Consider the following 18,455-nt stretch of genomic DNA (forward strand, 5'->3'; position numbering starts at 1 on the left):
ATCAGAGTTGGCGCTGATGAGGACGCTCCGCGAACGGAACGTTGTTACAATCGCTGTTGTCTCCAAGTTTCCTGATTTTAAACCGCATTGCGGTTGAAACTCGGAGACAAAGGCGAACGCTGCCGCTTTTCCACAATCGATCCGTTCTCTCCGCTGCTTTGAGCAGAATAAGTTTCTACAATCCTTCTAAGGTCTCAAAAAGAAATCGCCCTTATACCCCGGGCCAACTTTGCTTGCCCATGGATCTGGAAGAAGATATTGCAGAAAACCACCTCGTTGTTGGGACGTTTTGAATAATAAAGCTGGATTTCGCGAAAAATTTACTCAAGATTATAATAGATTGCAGCCCGGAACTGCTTGGGCATCAGCTGGAACTATGGCCTCATTTACTATAAAGCACACTGCAAATTTTTACCATGGGGCAACATATAAAGAGCTACCTCAGACTGTTAATGTTTCATACGATTATTAAAAAGAGATGTAAACATTAGCATCAAGTTTAGATTAAGGATAGCAACATTATTAGTTAAATATTATATTAAAAAAGGACCTCCCGGTTTTTATACGGCAGGTCCTTCCTATATTAATTCTTTGGTAGATGAACTCCGAACTCGAATTCTCCGGTAGAGAATTGTTTTTTGTCCGGGGTTATCCCCAGGGGTTGTCATGCTCTCCCGGCTACCTCCATCGTAAAATGGTCATTAATAAAGGCCAACCAGTAATCTCTGGTTGGCCTAATAATACGAAAGGGCTGTCTCCGTATGTAGAATATCTACTTAAGGGACAGCCCCTATTACTGTTGTTTCCCTACTCTGTTGTATACACCCCAAATTCAAAGATTGAATATCCATAAGGAGTATTGCGGGTGACGCCGTACATCCGCACATACCGTCCAGTACCTGACGCTGCAATAAGATCGGTCCTGCCTGCCTGCGGCAGACCCTCTTGACTGAATACAGCCGCATCCGTCCAACTGCTCTCGTCTTCAGGGGTGTCTGATACCTGAATTTTGTACGATTTGGCTGACGCTGTCTCCCACTTCAGCTTCACTGCGGTCAGAGTCTTGCTGCTGCCCAAATCCACATAAATCCATTGCGGATCACTCGCCGGTGATTCCCAACGCGTGCCTTCATTCCCATCCGTTGCCGCCGCTGCATTCCCGCTGGAGGCAACCGCCGTCTGATGTAGAGCCGCATTAGCCTCTGATAATCGGATGACGTCAATCCGATAGTTCTTCTTCAACTGAGCGCCTGGCTTGGAGACTGTGAAGGTAATTTCATTATGTCCAACCTGTAGATTCGTAGCATACACTTGCGGATCAGAGCCAGATGCAACCGCTCCGTAGACCGCCTCCATGACATTGTCCGGGGCTAGGGTTGGCGTAAAATCAAGGGTGGCATTCGAGTAATCCACTATTAGTGAATATGCCGCTGTATCCTGATTAAACTGCGGTGACAGTGCTCCCTGGCTCACAGTTAGACCTGTTAAACCATCAGCCTTTGTGAGCTTAACCAGACCCGCAAGAGCCTCAGTCAAGCTGGTAATGGAAGAGTTAACCTCCGTTTGAGTTGCGGCCGGTTTGGTATAAACCACATTTGCATTCGTAAGCACAGCGACCGCAGATAACCAAGATTCCTCTGTGTAGTCCGACTGAATCTTCGTACCTGCCGCGGCTATAATATCAGCCAACTCGCCTTTATAGGCCCGGAAATCCGAATCACCAGCATAAGGCTCCCCTTTGGCTTCAATCTCAAACAGGGAATATCCATATCTGGCTCCGCCAAAGGAAATCCGCTCTGTTCCCGTCAACCTAATGTACCTTGAGGTTACCTGTTCCGGAATTGATATCAGATCGACTGGCCCGCTGCCTGTAGTGGTGCTATAGACCCTTATCCAATTCGTCTTATCATTTGAGACCTCAAGACTGTATGCCGTAGCCCGGGAGCTCTCCCAATTCAATTGAAGAGAAGTGAGGTTATAACGGTCGCCAAGATCCACGGTAAGAGATTGCGGATCACTGTGCGCCGATTCCCAGCGAGTTGTCATATCTCCGTCTACTGCCGCTGTACCGTTACCTGAAGTTGCAGTAACCGTACGGCCTTTTGCCAGATTAAGTGGTGTCCGAATCATATGCACCGTATAAGCTTTCGGTACACGACCCGGTTGATTAATAATGAATGAAACCGGATTGTCCCCTTCTGCCAAAGCAACCGAATATAGGTTGCCCGTGTGAACTGCACCAGCAAACGACTCAATTTCGTTATCACCAGCCAATATCGGTGTTAGATCGATACTCGTGATACCTGCTGCCACTTTCACTGTATAGTCGGTAATTTCACTGTTAAATTCAGGCTCCAATCTTCCTGCACTTACGGTTACTCCCGTAAATCCGTCTGCCTGTTTCACCTGGATGAGGTCACCAGGTACTTTGACAGCCAACGGTACACTAACCGATGCGGATTGTTCTACGGCAGGAATCTCCGTGAAATAGACCTGATCCAGATGAACATCGTGAATACCTGCTGCAGTACCGATTTTACCGAGGTTAAAGTCAATACGGCTGTTCAAATTGGTTGTTCCTGTCATGGAGAAGTCGAAGCTATAATTCCTTGGCTGTGTAGTAAGAGATACGGATTCATACAAGGCGTAAGGGCTGTTTGTTATTGGATCATCAATGGTCAAACGCAACTTGCGATTAACGGTTGAACTTGCCACGAATGAAACCCTATAATTTTTCCCTTTGTACAGAGGCACGCCCAGTTGGCTTAATTGCGTACCCCAGAAGTCATCACCTTGTGCGGTAATTTCCAGTTTAGCTCCACCTTGTTCGGTGGACAAAACGGCTCCGTCTACATTCTGTACCCATAAATCCCAATCCTTAGTATCGTTGTCCAGACTTCCATTCTTAACGATACTTCGAGCTAAGGTAATACTGTCCAATCGGTAACCTTCCCCTGAGAGGATCAGAAGCTGAGTACCCGCTTTTAGATGAACAAGATCCGTTAGGGTCTTCCATTGGTCGACTCCACCTGTGTTCGGTAGATTTATCGTCCGTGTATCTTGACCTTGACCCATGAAGGTTAGTTTGGCCGTGTCGCTATTAGTAGCAATACGGTACGAAATTGCATAATCTCCCTCTGCAGGTATTACGGTGTTGTATTGAATCCAAGCCTCCGATTGACTCGGCGAGATCCAACCCTCACCCATCTCATAACCTAATGCATTAGCATAATCCTCAGCCTCCAACGTCTGGAATTGAGGTGCGTTATAGGTAATAAGCTTTACATCATCCACATAGATTTCGCCTGTATTCTGACCCAGATAAAAATTCAATACCGAATTGTTGTCAGTTGTTGCATCCATCGTGAATATAAATGTATATAACTTCATTTCACTGTTCAGTTGGAAACTTTTAAGGCCGGAATAGCTGGAATCAGGAGTTCCCTCCTTGAGGACATTTACATTCACATCCGCATCCGTTCCCGAAGCTCTTGCCTTAAAGGAAACCTGATATTGCTTGCCTTTAACCAGCGGAATTCCAATTTGGCTCAGCTTTACCGCCGTTTCACTGGATCCTCCATCGAGGATGGAAGCTTTAAATTCCCGATTCGACACTTCCGAACCCACGGATGAAGTAGCAGTGGCCGTACTATCGGTCGAGAAATTCCAAAAACCCATACGGTTCGTTCCTTGATCAAATTTGCCGTTGTAGATCAATCCGCCAGCTCCGCTCTCAGGCCGTGGAGTAGGTACATTAATGGTGGAAGCAGGTCCATTTCCCGGGTCTCTGTATTCAAGACCATCTTTGAGTTTATACACCTTCACGTAGTCCACCATCATGCGGCTCGGAACGATAGTTGTGTTATCCGGAGCTCCCGGCCAGTCCCCGCCCACCGCAACGTTCAGCTGTAAATAAAAGTCCTGATCAAAAGGTGCAGGCCATGTATAAGGTGCTGATTCACCGTCACGTTTTGTATACCAATCATTTTGTCTTTGAAAAAAGATTCCGTCTACATACCAGCGAATTTCCCCGGGTTCCCACTCTATAGAGAAAGTATGGTAGTCTTGCGAGAAGTCCATGGTTCCCGGCAGTTGGTAGCTGGAATTGCTGTATTTCCAAGGCAACCCGTAATGCAGGGTACCCCATGAAGTAGCCGGCTCACTACCGATCAATTCCATAATGTCAATTTCACCTGTGCCTGGCCAAGGACCGTACAAGTTGTAATCCGTTGGCATCATCCAGATCGCAGGCCATATCCCCTGCGACTTAGGCAGCTTGGCGCGGACTTCATATTTCCCGTAGGTCCAATCTCCTTTATTCTGTGAAAACAACTTGGCCGATGTATAATCCTGGCCCTGATATTTTTCCTTCCGCGCCTCGATAACAAGCGCTCCATTGCCGTCTTCCATCTTCTCAATCCGTGCATTCTCATTTCTGGAAGTATAATATTCTAACTCATGGTTGCCGAAGCCTCCGCCTTGATTCACGAAGTTCCACTTGGTGGTATCAATTTGATCACCGTTGAATTCATCATTCCAGGTCAGCTCCCAATCTTCCGGGTTCCGCCTTACTTCTCCGGGTTGCTCCTTCATGATATTAAAATGATAGACGGCACTAACCTTACCTTCCTCCGCTACCTCAAAAGAAACCTCATTCTTTCCAGTACGGACATTAGCCGTGTACATACCGTTCGTACCGGTTGCACCGCTTAATAACGACAAGGTATTGCCCGCTGCAAGCTTAGGCTCCAATACGACCGAAGTCACATCACTGCGGACTCCCAGCACATATTCATACTGCCCCTCTCTAAAAGCTGGTGTTAAAGCAGCCTGTAGATCATGACCCGCTCCGTCTGCAAAAGAGATACTTGATAATCCTGCTGCACGTTGGATAGAGACAAGTGCTGCTATCGCCGCCTTCAAATCAACTAAGGCCTGATCGATACCCAGTTTTGTGGAGGTACTCGCAAAGCTGATTTCTTTTGCCGTAATTAGTGCACTTTGGACATTGGACCATGTTGCCGGAGTATAATCCATTTCCTTCAATGCATAGACCTGCACAATAGCTGCATTGAGTTCGGTCTTATCCGCTATGGATGCTTTCAGTGCCGTCAGCTTCACATTATCAAAGAACACATTAACTGGCGCCTGAACACCGCTGCCAATGGTACCAAGCTCGAAACTGATCTTGCCTGCAGCAGAAGATTCAGCCTGCATGGTGAATGAATAGGTGTACGTCCGTGCTTCAGGTGTCAGGACATAGGAACGAAGTGTCGCCACATTCTTGGTACCATCCGTGATCAACACATTGATTTTCCGACTAACCGAAGCCCGTGCGTCAAAAGAGACAGTATAGACTGTTCCGCTAGTCAAAGCTAGACCTTCACGCTTGATCTCCACGCTGCCCGGGGAGCTGCCGATAGCCTGTAGACTTGCCCTCAACTCTCCGCCTACAGCCGTGAGTGTACCCGTAGAGGTACCTGTCTCATCATTGCCCCAGAACGCTTTCCATGCCCCCAAATCATTTGTGAAATGGCCGTCACCGATTAAATCGATGCGCTGCTCTTCTACCGGATTTCCGCTGGATCCGTCTCCCGGCACAGGATTACTACCACTTCCACCTGGAGATCCTCCACTACCGTTCGATCCCGCAGTCCCGTTTCCTTGTGAAAGAATCTTAACCTGCCCACTACTAACAGAGAGTGATTCTCCCTTCTGTATTGGACTGTTATTCAAAGTAACTCCGTCCCCACGAATATCAGCTTGGCCGATGGCACCGGAGACTGTGAGTTTGCTCTCCTTCCCGTTCGCTGTGACCTCCAATCGTTTCACAGTTGCCTGACTACCAATGGTTATATTAGAAGTTCCGTTCAAGGTTAGTTCATCTACACTTCCAGAGGTTATTTGAATAACAGATTGCCCTTTAAGATTAACCTTACCGAAGGTGCCTGAGAGGTTTGCAGTGACTCCACCCGCTATATAAGTCTCTCCTTTAACCTGGACGTTCTCCAAAGTCACGAGCCCTTTCCCCGCACGTTCAGTCAGGAATAAGTTAGCACCACTAACATGATCCTTCACGCTTACATTCGGAGCATTTATAACCATACTTCCAAGACCGGATTCCGATAGAAAAGATCCGTGCTCACTCACGTACAAACCAATCATTTTATCCAGCATGACGGCCATTTCAGCACGGGACAGCACCTTAGCAGGCCGTAGACTTCCATCGGCATAGCCTGAAAAATAGGCATTAGAGGCCATTACACTGATGGCTTCCCGCGCATACGCGGCCGTTGATGAGGAGTCTGTAAAGCTAGAAGCAGCATCGGATCCGCTCACAGCCCCCAACTGGAATATCCGAGTTAGCATAACGGCAGCATCCTGCCGAGTCACCAGATCATTCGGGTGCATCGAAGAATCCGGGAATCCCTGCATATAGCCTGCCGCAACGGCTTTACGCAAATCAGCTGCATACCAGGAACCCTCCGCCACGTCCGTCATCATAGTAGGATCACTCTTGGTAAATCCGAACAACCGATTCAGCATTGCGGCTAACTGTGCCCGCGTTAACGATTGTTCCGGATGAAAGGAACCCTCGGCATCTCCCTTAAAGATTCCTGCCTCTGTCCAGCGATCTATCGCCTTCCCGGCCCACTTTGTAGAAGAGCTGTTTGAAGCACCGCTGTTTAGGGTTTGTGCCATCGCCCCAATTCCTGATAATAGATTGACTACCAATATCGCAATCATAGCGATACTTATCTTTTGTCTCATGTATTCACTCTCCCTTTTTGTTTTATCATATTGGAAACGCTTTCTATTCAATAGATTGCAAAACAACGATTCGTTTCACAAATTAACGATGTTGGTTCAAAACAAAAAATCCGGCGTTAGCCGGATTCCAAGGGATTCTTTATTTTCCTTTAAGTGGATTTTATTCTGGGAAACCATATCCGAATTAGCGTTCCTTCACCAAGGGAACTTTGGATAAGCACACCAAACTCTCTGCCGTATTGAAGCTTAATTCGTTGATCTACATTCCGAATCCCATAGCCGATTCCTTTATCGGTCGGGTCCAGCACCAAATCAATAATTTCCTCCTTCATGCCAAGACCGTTGTCCTCCACTTCAAACCAGACATATCCACCCGCTGGATATGCACGAATGGTAATGGATATCTCATCATCATACCAGGCATGCTCTAAAGAATTTTCTACAAAAGGCTGCAGAATAAACTTTACGGTCTCACACATAAGAACGTCCGGATGAATCTCATAGGTCACATTGATTCGATTGGCATTTTTAATTCGCTGAATATCAAGATAGGATTCTACAATCTGAATCTCCTGTTCAATCGGAATGATAATGTCCCCTCGATGCAAGGTGAGCCTGTAGAAGCGAGCCAAGGAACGTATAACCTCATGCAGCTTATCAATTTCCCCCAGCTTGGCCATCCGGCTAATTGAGGAAAAGGTATTATACAAAAAATGCGGATTCATCTGTGAATGGAGCACCTGCAGCTCAGTTTCTTTTTTCTCCAAATTACTAATGTAGACCTCATCAATTAATCTCTGAATGGTTGAAGCCATATCGTTAAAAGCACTGCCAATCTCCGCAAATTCATCGTTCCCCTGAATCGGCATCCGCTTATGGAAATTCCCCTCCTTGAACGACTTGAGGGAAGCAATCAGCTTCAAGAATCGACGCGAGAAATAATGCGACATCAGTAAACTGATCAGGAACAGTACGACGAGACTCGAAACGCAAATCCAAATGGTGACATTACGAACCTGTTCAGAATTCTTTTTCAGCGACGAGTAAGGTACCCAGGCCACGATGCTTGCCGGCATATTCGTGATCGGTTGCTTAATTTGCATATAGGAATCAGGTTTCTTAATGTATCCCAAATTAGATTCAGAAATTAGGCCCGGATCTGTCTTGTTCCGTGAACTAGAGAACAGCAGCCGATCTTGGCTGTCCACAATGAAAAGAATGCTATCTTCCCCTAATTGACCGGAATCCACATCAGAAAAAATAAACTTCATGTTCGCCGTCATCTTAATCAAACCATTCAACTGCAGAGTATCGTAGTTGATCAATGGCCTCAGGTAAGAGATACTTCTGGTTGTTTCATCCGTATCCACCTGTTTCCATTCGTTAGACCCGTAGTGCAGGGACAGTGATTTATACCAGGACTTGGCCTGAATTCGCGAAGAGTGAAACAACGAATACTGACGTCCACCACTGACATTTTCTCCATCGTTATAATAGAATTCACTCACATTCGGGTTATCCACATATAGGGACAGCTTAACCTCCTGATTGGGCAGGCTTGCAGCACTTTCTAATCTCGGCAGGATGTATTGGGACATGATGCTATATTTCTCCCAACCCGAATGATACCCCGTCAAATAGCGTGACAACGTCTGATCTGCGTATATTCCATCTGAGCTTCTGGTAATATCCTTCAGGCGGTAATCCACATTGTTACCGATTTGCCGTACCGCAACCTCCAGGTTGCTTCTGGTATGTTCTTCTATGGAATGAACAGAAGAGACATAAGCGTACGTCCCGATGCTGATAATGGGGGTCAAGACCAGGAGAAGATAGGAAATAAGCAGCTTAAAGCCTAAAGGAATATAGGAGGAAGACATACGTCTCAACATTAAGATCAACTCTGCTTTCTGTAATCGGCTGCGGTTATATTGTAGTACTCACGGAACTGCCTGCTGAAATAGGCTATATTTTTATACCCGATCAGATCTGCTACTTCATAAATTTTATAATGATGCTGATCTAGCAGTGTGATTGCTTTTTCCATACGGATTCTAACCAGATACTCATTAAAGCTCTCTCTCATATGTTCCTTGAAAAGCACACCCAGATGATTCGGCGAATAAGCGAAATGGTTCGCTACCTCGCGCAAGGTAAGGTTCTCGGCCAGCCTTTCACGGATGAACGTTTCAATATCCTCCATCAAACGCCGGTTCTTATGCTGCTTCTTCATAAAGATGATCTCTGAGATCTGAAACAACGTATTGCGGAGCCATCTTTTAATATCATCTACTGTTTCAAGGCGATGAACGATATCCATTTGCTGGATCCCCCACCCAAGCAGACTCTCATAAGTTTCGTTCAGCGTACCCAAATACGCCTCTAGCCGGGTTGCGATATGGATCGAGAAATGGTAAACCTTAACCGAATGCTCAAAGACAGCTGCCACCTCAAACAGCTCGTCTATGCAGTCACAAATGCCCACCAATCTATAGTTAGCCATTGCCCCGAACATCGCTTCAAGGACGGTACTCATATCCTTAATGTCCTTGGTCATCCCCGGTTTGTTCATAATAGGCGGGATCACCCGGTTCTTGCCGATAAACATTTTACCGTTCATACAAGTCTTGGCCTGGGAAAAAGAAACCGACAGCTCTTCCAGAGAAGTAATCTCACTTCCATAGCTGACGGTTATAGTAAAAGAGGTTCGCTCCCTGACTTCTAAAACCATCCGCTCCAGATCTTTTTCCAAAAACTCAGTAGGCCCTGTATAAATAAGCCCTATTTGAGAGCGGTTCAACCTGCACCATTTCCCGAGAGCAGTATCCTCAATATGTATACCTATAAAGTCCATAAGTTCGTCCAGCTCACCGTTGCCTGCTTCTGGATTCTGCCCTATTCGGAGCAGGACATCGTCCGCCTCAACCAGCACGGCATGGGCACTGGAGAATACAAGATCCATAGGGTAACGTCCCAAAAAGGCACCCAGAGTCTCCCGGTCTATAGTCCCTTCCAGTAAATGCTGCAGTACATCATTTTTGATAAAGTGAAAAGAAGTCATCACACTGGTATCCTCTGTACGCTTGATGCGGTCATTCTCCAACTCGGCAACTGCCGTTCGAAGCACTGTGACGATCTCTTCATCATCAACCGGCTTCAAGATATAGCCATGAGCCTTCAAGTCTATCGCCTGCTTGGCATAATTAAAGTCCTGGTAGCCGCTGATAAAAACAGTTTTCAGCCCCGGGTTTTTCTCCATGGCTTTACGGGATAGCTCAATTCCGGAAATAACCGGCATCTTGATATCGGTGATCAGCAAGTCGATGTTATGATTCTCTATAAAGTGAAGAGCGGCAAGCGGTTTATTCTCGCTGCAAACGACCTCGATTCCCAGCTCGTTCCAAGGAATCAGGAGGCGAAGCCCTTCCAAATCGTAATCTTCATCATCTACAAGGACAGCTCTAAACATCGCATCCAGCGCTCCTTCATGAGGAAAAGAGGGTACGATTTACGTATCCCTCTTCTTCCAGCCAGTCCACTATAGACTAGCCTTTAATTTTTTTGAGATTATTTTGCCATACATCGGTCTTCCATTTAAGCACCTTGTCGTAACCCATTTTAACAGCTTCTTTATCTGCTTCTTCAATCAAACGATTTACCTCTTCATCACTTTTGGCGAAGATGATCTTAGGCACGACTTGCGCATACTGATCCTTCAGCCTTTGTAAAATAATTCCCTCTTCCGAATTCGGTGTCGGATCCAGATTGGAGAATTCAGTTACATTCTTGGACGTTTTGAAGGTGATATTCGCTTGACCCAATGTCGTCCAGTCCTGTGCTTCAGCTGGCAGTAATTTCTCACGTTGTGCTTTGGTCGCATCTACATACGAAGTATTGCCGTTCCAGTTGAATTCACCGATTTTCAATTCATCATATTTCTTCAGATCCCGATTGATATAGGCATCATTCGGAATCGGTACTCCATTTTCCACTGTATCATAGAATAGTCCTTGAGGTCCGAAGAAAATAACCTGCTGTCCTTCAGGGCTGGTAGCCCAATTCATATAAGAGAAAATGGCTTCCGGATCTTTGGCATTCGTAGTAATTACGTTTACATTCCAGCCCAGTGTATTGAAACCGGATGGATACACCTTGTTTTTGTCTACGCCGTCTTTATGCACCGGCCAGATAACTTCATAACCATCTTCGGGATCTTTGGCTTTCATTTGGTTATTCGCTTCGCGTCCGATTCCTTCAACTACAGAATCATAAGCCCCGAATACCGCGATTTTACCCGTTTTGAGCTTCTCGAGAACTTGATCGCGTGTTTGCGTAAGCAAATCCTGAGAGGTCAGCCCTTCGCGGAACAACCGGCTGGAATACAAGGCAGCTTCCTTAAAAGCAGGATCCTTGTAAACAGAGGTCAATTCCGAGCCGTTAGGAACACCAAAAATTTGGCCGGATCCAGGGGAGATAAAGCCCGGTGTACGGTCGTCTCCTGCACCGCTATAGAGCATTCCCATCATTTGTACATCTGCACCATCACGGGTTTCTCCGAAATCAATGGGTACGATATCAGGAAATTTTTCTTTTACAAGCTTCAAGTAGGCTTCTAGATCATCCCATGTTTCCAGTGCAGGAGAACCTAGTGTCTTATAAATCTTCTTCTCAATCAGATAGCCGGCATTACCGTTACCATTATCACCGTTGATATACCAGTTCGGGATTTGATACAACTTACCATCTCCACTGCGCAGCATATTCAGCGTTTCCTCACCTACTGCTTCAATGAATTCCGGGTATTTGTCAAGGTAAGGATCAAGAGCTACCAGCTTACCAGCCTTTTGCAGACGTTCAACATCTTTACCGCGGTCCATAACAATAACGTCCGGAAGTTCATTGGAGACGATCATCGAGTTTAGCTTTTGGGCAGCAGCACCATTTGACTGTACGGGAGTCAAAGTCACTTTGAGGTTCTCGGTGATCCATTGACCATGCGGTCTCTCCTCCCAAGTAGGCGCCGTATACCAGTCATAGTTAACGAACGTAGTGAAATGGACTGGCTTAACCTTTGCCGCTACACCCACTGCATCAACAGTTGAATCGCCCGGTGCTGCAGTGGCTTCACTTTGTACATTCGCATTTGTGTTTGCAGCTTCCTTGGTCGAATTGGGTGAATTGTTGTCATTACCCGAGCATGCCGCAAGAAGACTTGAAGCCAGCATTCCGGCTAACAATAGTTGTGAGACCTTGCTTGTCTTCATTCCTTGAACCCCTCTCTCTCATTACAATTAATATGTCATAAGTGGACGATACTCGCTACCGCCGCTGATAACCTGGTGTTATTCCTTCAATGAACCTACTAGCGCACCTTTAACGAAGTATTTTTGCAGAAACGGATAGATCATTAGAATCGGCAGTGTGGCAATCATCATTGTAGCCATTTGCAGCGCCTTAACAGTGACCGTATTTTGCACCATACTTTGCGCATATGTATTGAGATTCGTCATCAGGCTTGCCGTTGCACCCGCATTGATGATTTGCACCAGTAAGGTTTGCAGCGGAATGAGAGATTGATCGCTGATAAACACAGCCGGAGTGAACCAATCATTCCACAAGCCTACCGCTGTGAACAGACTGAGCGTCGCCAGCACCGGCCCGGAGATCGGAATGACGATTTTGAAGAATACACCGAAATTTGAGCAACCGTCTATTCGTGCCGATTCCTCGAGACCGTCAGGAAGCTCCGCGAAGAAAGTACGGAAGATGATCATGTTATAAACATTGATCATGCCGTTAATCAGTAGAAAGGTGAAGGTATTATAGAGATGCATATCGTAAATCAGGATAAAATAAGGGATAAGACCACCGCTGAAATACATGGTAACGATGCATAGAATCATATAAAACTTTTTGAACACAATACCCTTTTTGGACAGACCATAGGCAAATAGTGCGGTAAAAAACATGGAAAGCGCTGTGCCGAAGACCGTCCGCAAAATGGTAATGATGTAAGCGTGGAAAATATCATCTTCCTTAAATACGATCTTATAATTCTCCAATGTGAAATCACGCGCCCAGAAGGTAACCCCTCCGAGTGCTGTATCACTTCCGGTGTTAAACGAAATGACGAGCGAATTCCAAAACGGATAAAAGGTAACGAAGGCAAGCACCGCAAGCACTGCGTATATAATGGCCTGCATGAATTTATCGGAACGGCTGGCTTTCAAGGACAAGCCTCCTTTCTTTTTTGAGAGAAGGATGGGCTTACCATAGGCTGGCTTTGCCCATCCGGCGTGCGATGGTATTGGCAATATACAACAGAAGTACACTTAATACAGATTTGAGCAGCCCGGCTGCAGTTGCGTAAGAATAACGTTGATTCAGAATCCCCATTTGGTAGACATAAGTATCAACAGTCTGCGCATATGGAAGCAAAATGCCATTGTTCAGGTTTTTGGTAAGGAGCAGGATGTCCTCAAAGCCGGCATTCAGAATATTCCCCACACCAAGCAGCAGGAAAATGGTGATTACCGCCGACATGCTCGGTAACGTAATCGTAAAGATTTGTTTAAACCGGCTAGCACCGTCTATGGATGCCGCTTCGTATAAAGCAGGATCGATACCGGCAATTGCGGCTAAGTAGACAATGGAGCCAAATCCAATCTCTTTCCATACACCCACGGATACCAAGATACCCCAGAAATATTCGGGAATAGAAAGCCAGTTAATCGGTTCCTCAATCAAAGTGGACTTCATGAGCACTTCATTCACCGTTCCGTTGTCCACAGCCAGCATGGAGAAGACCAACCCTGAAACGACAACCCACGAGATAAAGTGCGGAATATAAGTAATCGTCTGCACTACACGCTTGAACAGCATATTTTTCACTTCATTCAGCAACAGCGCAAGAATAATCGGTGCGGGGAAACCGAAGGCAAGTTTCAGTAGACTGATGCACAGCGTATTCCTGACGATGCTCCAAAACTCCGGTGATTCGAAAAACATGCGAAAATGTAAAGTCCCTACCCACGGGCTGGCCTTAAATCCTTCAAACAGGTTGTATTCCTTAAAAGCCATCATTACGCCCCACATGGGAATGTAGCTAAAGATTAAGAGAAATGCAATGGCAGGAAGAATCATAAGTTGATAGTCCCACTGGCGGGCAAACTGGCTCCAAACTCCTTTTCCCTGGGGCTTGCTGCTCAAGGGCCGATAGGTCTTGGCCGGCAAACCCCCGGGTATCATTTCTTGTTTCATAGCATCACCATTTCTTTGATTTGATGCTATTATCTTATCTCTATAGCAATAGTGATCTCTACGAGAAGAATTAACGATTCATTTACAAAATCAACGGGGATTAATAAACCAATAATTCCCACAAAGAATAACCGTATGGTGTGCCACGTTCTGTTCCATTCACCTTCACATACCTTGCACTTACCGGCGTGAAGGTTAGGTCATCCAATTCACCGTTCCCGCTCGTAGTTGTGTAGACGGTAGTCCAGTTGGTGCCGTCTGTGGAGGTTTGGATCGTATACGACTTTGCGTACGCACCTTCCCAGTTCAGTTGGACACGGCTGACCGTTTGATTGGATCCAAGGTCCACTTGAATCCAATGGGGATCACTAAAAGCGGATTCCCAGCGTGTGCCCAGATCACCGTCCACCGCACCTGACGCAGGTTGCTTAGGACCTTCAGAGGCGGTTACCGTCTTATTCAGAGCTAAGTTTACGGATGGCCCCGCAGTTAGTGTCTGCTGTACAGCAGCATCCGTGTAGCCAGTAGCCGATAGAGTGATTTCATACGCCTTTGCAGTTGTGAACAGAGCAGGATTGAGTGTGATCTTACCGGCAGTCAAGGTATAATTCGCGCTGCTGACCGCCGTTCCGTCCACCTTTACCGTCTGAATTGCACTTCTCCACGCCGTATTGTCAAGAAAGCTTATTTCAATCGGCTGACCGAGGTTGTTTTGAGTAGAATCAGCGGTTAATGCAGGCGGCGAAAGCACAGCCGTTCCACTGCCGTATACCTCCATCTCCCATAACGAATAACCATATGGTGTGCCACGTAACGTACCATTCACCTTAACGTAACGCGCACTTACCGGTGTGAAGCTGAGATCGTCAATAGCCCCGTCTCCGGTTGTCGTAGTGTATGCCGTTGTCCAGTTGGTGCCGTTTGTGGAGGTTTGGATCGTATATGCCTTTCCATAGGCTCCCTCCCAATTCAGAACGACCCGGCTGACCGTTTGATTCGATCCGAGATCCACCTGAATAAACTGAGAATCCGTGAAAGCAGACTCCCAACGTGTTCCCGGATCTCCATCCACCGCTAACGAAGCAGCTTGCTTCGGAGCCTCCGAGGCCGTTACCGTCTTATTCAATGCTAAATTAGTGCCTGTTTCTCCACTTCCGCCATCACCAGTGGTAACTTTCGTTGGGTCCACTTTCACAAGCTTTTTGGCTGCAACCACTGCCGAACCTGTTACACCCGCAGCATTGCGGAAAGTAACTGTAATTGCCGCATCAGTAGGGTTCCATATCATTGCCCGGTAAACGGAGCCCTTCTTGTACACCGTCGAGCTATAGCCGTCCGAAGCCCAAATATCCGTGGTGCGCTGTCCCAAAGAGGCCATGCTGTGCACGAACCAATACGTATTGAATAATTCGTTCTGCTGCACTACGGTAGGATTCCACTTATCCAATACAGCCTGCGGATCGAATAGAGCCTGAATTGGCCAGACAATATGGTACCAATCCTGTTCAGGCCCGCCGTTATCCGCTACGAAGCCGTTGTACAATGCAGCTGCTTTTGTTGTATCAAACCCGTAGCTCGTCAAATACTCTGCCGTAGGCAGCCAATGAATACCATACACGAATACCGGATTGCCATTGAAGAAAGTTCCAAAGAAGTTCGAGCTACCATAGACCTGGCCTGCGGTCTTATGGGTATAGCTTGGTAGCCAGTTATCCTGATCATAGTTGAACCAGTACTGCTGGATGGCTCTAAGTTCAGTAGTGAAGCCCATAATGGAAGTATCCCGATAGGAGGTGTTCCCGGTCAAAGTGCTCCACATATATTGACCTACCCAGCCAAATAGCGATTCACCTGCTGCTTCTTGATTGTTGCCGCTGTCATTATCCGCATATCCGCCCGCCCATGAATGTCCTTCATAGGGATCGAAGTTGCGGAGGAATGGATACTGTGAATCGGTCTTCGAAGGATTGGCATAATCCCTAACTAACTGATCCACCATACCGCTGTATTTGTTCTTGAAATCATCATCATAGGATGCGAGAACCGCTGATGCGAATACATAGTAACCATAAGTAAAGTGATGATCTGTAATTCCGGAGTTTGCTCCGAATTCGCTGTTCTTGTAGATCAGCGTTCCCCAGTCGGAATTATAATCGAAATAATAATCGGTTTCCCCCGGAGTATAGGTATACCAGTCCGAGAGGATGGTTTTCATTCTGGACAGGAATAGATTTTTATAGCTTTCATTGCCGATTTGATCTGCAATCAATACGCCCATCGCCAGCGGATGCAGCTTCTTCCCCTGCCAGTAGGCGTCAGCCTTCATCAGATCTGTCGAAGTGTCCGTATCCAGCTTTGCCAAATACTCAATCAACGTTTGGCGGGAGTAGGATGAATCACCGGGTTCAGTAAATTGAGGAACGATGCCATAAAACTTATCGACCGTTGTAAAGGAATTCCCTTCACTTATTTTCATGGTGCCACGTATGGATGGAAAAGAGTGCGCAGTCAGTGGAGTCGTCGTAATTTTCCATTGATGCGGCAACTGTGCCATAAGGGTCGTATTCGGAAAACCTGCACGTTTAAGTTCAGTGGTTACATTAAAGCTTGTCGTCACATTGGATGAGGCTTCATTAAAGGTATAAGCCACTTTCGTATCTGTGATAAAAGCATAACCGTGCTGATAAAAGTAATTCAGGTTCGCTGCTGCTGGAAGTGCAGCTAGTGATAAATAGTTCTGTCCTCCCCCAAGTTGGATTTTGAGCTTGGAGCCCACTTTCTTGAAGGTGGTGCCGGACGGAGCAAACAGGCCATAGGATCTAGTAACCATGGTGGGCGTTGGAGCTCCATTTGAATTCGTTACTTCAATGCCGATATGATCGGCTGTAATCGTCGAGCCGTCTGCTGTCAGAACTGTATTGTTACTATCATCAAAAAATCTGGCTGTGGCGGGTAAATACACTTCAGGACTGGTTGGATCGCTGAACTGCGAGAAGAGATACGGAGAACCCTTAGTAAATGTCGTCTTCATCTTCTCGGTCGCTCCATCACTTAAGACGGCAACAGCAGACCAATCCCCGTATCCGGTAATCCGATTAGACATGCTGGAGGTGTTAATATTACTTGCCATCAGGAACAAGTCGGAACTTCCTCCCGCTTCCTGCGCCTTGCCGTCAGCACTTAAATAACCGGCGCCGGGATTTAGAACTCCTAGTCCCTGTTTGGTATATTTCGATTTAAGCGGAAGCGATATAATTCCGTTTCCTAATTTATTGATCATAATGGATTGCCACCAATCGTTCGAAGGCAGTGGCGTAGTTAATGAATCTGATTTATACAGCGGATATTTAGGCTGTGGAACTGATAGATCATTTGCAGCGTAGCTGCCTTGGCCTACAGCTACAGTAGAAAGTACAGGGAGATTAGGGATGCTGTAGGACGGCTTAGCATCGCCTGTTACATAATCGTAGGCTTGAATCTCAAAGATGGAATAGCCGAAGGAAGTTGCTCTGCTGATGCCGTTCATCCGTAAATATCGACCGGTTGCGTATACGGGAAGGTTAAGCGTACCTCCTTCACCATGGAGTTCCCTGTAAACAGTTGTCCAAGCTGTGCCGTCATTGGATACCTGAATATCATAGGTTCTTCCTGCAGCAGCTTCCCATTGAATCACAATCCGGCCCAGCGTTCGGACACTTCCGAGGTCAACTCTGATCCACTGATTGTCTGTTGGATTCGAGGACCAGCGTGTCGTTGGGTTGCCGTCAACGGCTAGCTGCGGCACCGTGGAGCCTACCGGTAAATAATCAGATTGCTCGTAGGATGAAGCCGCAACCGGCCGATTCAGTGCAACATTCGGTCCGAGTACAACGGGTGGCGGATTCACGCCTCCTGTTCCGTATACTTCGAACTCAAAGAGTGAAATGCCGTATTGGGACAAATTCCGTACCGTAGAATATAACCTTATATATCTTCCTGTTCCGCTGAGAGTAATGTCATCTACACCACCATCTCCTGCAGCTGTCGTATAAATGTCCGTCCAATTCAATTCATTGTCAGATGTCTGGATTTTGTAGGACTTGGAATAGGCACCCTCCCAACGGAGTACAACGCGGTCTACTGCAGCAGAGGCTCCTAAGTCTACATAGAACCAGTTGGGGTCTGATCCCCAAGCACTGCTCCAGCGGGATGTTGTGTTGCCGTCTACCGCCAAATCAGGTGTGTTGTTGCCCTCAGAACCTGATGCATAGGCGGGCCGATCCATAGAAAGCAGATAGGAGCTTGCTGCATTTACCCGGCTAATGGGTGTAATCTGTACCAGACAAATCAGCATCGTAAAAATTACAAAAACAATGAAAACCCTAGCTAACTCTTTACTTTTGTTCATCCTTGAATGTGTCATTTACCTTAATCCTCCTTTAGAT

Annotated in this window: 7 protein-coding genes; all 7 read right to left on the reverse strand. The window is 46.5% G+C overall.

The features are described from left to right. Positions 1-807: 807 nt before the first annotated feature. Positions 808-6,771, reverse strand: a complete 5,964-nt coding sequence (locus PWYN_RS00835; RefSeq protein WP_036647405.1) for a galactose-binding domain-containing protein — start codon at positions 6,769-6,771, stop codon at positions 808-810. Positions 6,772-6,920: 149 nt separating this feature from the next. Further along, entirely contained in the window at positions 6,921-8,663 is a 1,743-nt protein-coding gene (locus tag PWYN_RS00840) for a cache domain-containing sensor histidine kinase (protein WP_036647407.1), read from the reverse strand. Positions 8,664-8,668: 5 nt separating this feature from the next. Continuing rightward, the gene (locus PWYN_RS00845) at positions 8,669-10,240 is read right to left on the reverse strand and encodes a response regulator transcription factor (RefSeq protein ID WP_036647409.1); all 1,572 of its coding nucleotides are present in this window, start codon (positions 10,238-10,240) and stop codon (positions 8,669-8,671) included. Positions 10,241-10,316: 76 nt separating this feature from the next. Further along, complete coding sequence (locus tag PWYN_RS00850) at positions 10,317-12,035, reverse strand: extracellular solute-binding protein (protein WP_036647411.1); 1,719 nt, start codon at positions 12,033-12,035, stop codon at positions 10,317-10,319. 78 nt (positions 12,036-12,113) lie between these two features. Then, positions 12,114-12,974, reverse strand: coding sequence for a carbohydrate ABC transporter permease (locus tag PWYN_RS00855; protein WP_036648182.1), 861 nt, complete (start codon positions 12,972-12,974; stop codon positions 12,114-12,116). A gap of 64 nt (positions 12,975-13,038) precedes the next feature. Next, positions 13,039-13,914, reverse strand: a complete 876-nt coding sequence (locus PWYN_RS00860; RefSeq protein WP_240479662.1) for an ABC transporter permease — start codon at positions 13,912-13,914, stop codon at positions 13,039-13,041. Between the two features lie 217 nt (positions 13,915-14,131). Then, the gene (locus tag PWYN_RS00865) at positions 14,132-18,433 is read right to left on the reverse strand and encodes a galactose-binding domain-containing protein (RefSeq protein ID WP_157261054.1); all 4,302 of its coding nucleotides are present in this window, start codon (positions 18,431-18,433) and stop codon (positions 14,132-14,134) included. Positions 18,434-18,455: the final 22 nt, after the last annotated feature.

Origin of the sequence: Paenibacillus wynnii, from assembly GCF_000757885.1 — a bacterium.
Classification (GTDB): domain Bacteria; phylum Bacillota; class Bacilli; order Paenibacillales; family Paenibacillaceae; genus Paenibacillus_AQ; species Paenibacillus_AQ wynnii.

Bases quoted from the DNA above. Each gene is read 5' to 3' on its own strand.
- PWYN_RS00835 (WP_036647405.1), bottom strand. From the start codon at position 6,771: ATGAGACAAAAGATAAGTATCGCTATGATTGCGATATTGGTAGTCAAT.
- PWYN_RS00840 (WP_036647407.1), bottom strand. From the start codon at position 8,663: ATGTTGAGACGTATGTCTTCCTCCTATATTCCTTTAGGCTTTAAGCTG.
- PWYN_RS00845 (WP_036647409.1), bottom strand. From the start codon at position 10,240: ATGTTTAGAGCTGTCCTTGTAGATGATGAAGATTACGATTTGGAAGGG.
- PWYN_RS00850 (WP_036647411.1), bottom strand. From the start codon at position 12,035: ATGAAGACAAGCAAGGTCTCACAACTATTGTTAGCCGGAATGCTGGCT.
- PWYN_RS00855 (WP_036648182.1), bottom strand. From the start codon at position 12,974: ATGCAGGCCATTATATACGCAGTGCTTGCGGTGCTTGCCTTCGTTACC.
- PWYN_RS00860 (WP_240479662.1), bottom strand. From the start codon at position 13,914: ATGATTCTTCCTGCCATTGCATTTCTCTTAATCTTTAGCTACATTCCC.
- PWYN_RS00865 (WP_157261054.1), bottom strand. From the start codon at position 18,433: ATGACACATTCAAGGATGAACAAAAGTAAAGAGTTAGCTAGGGTTTTC.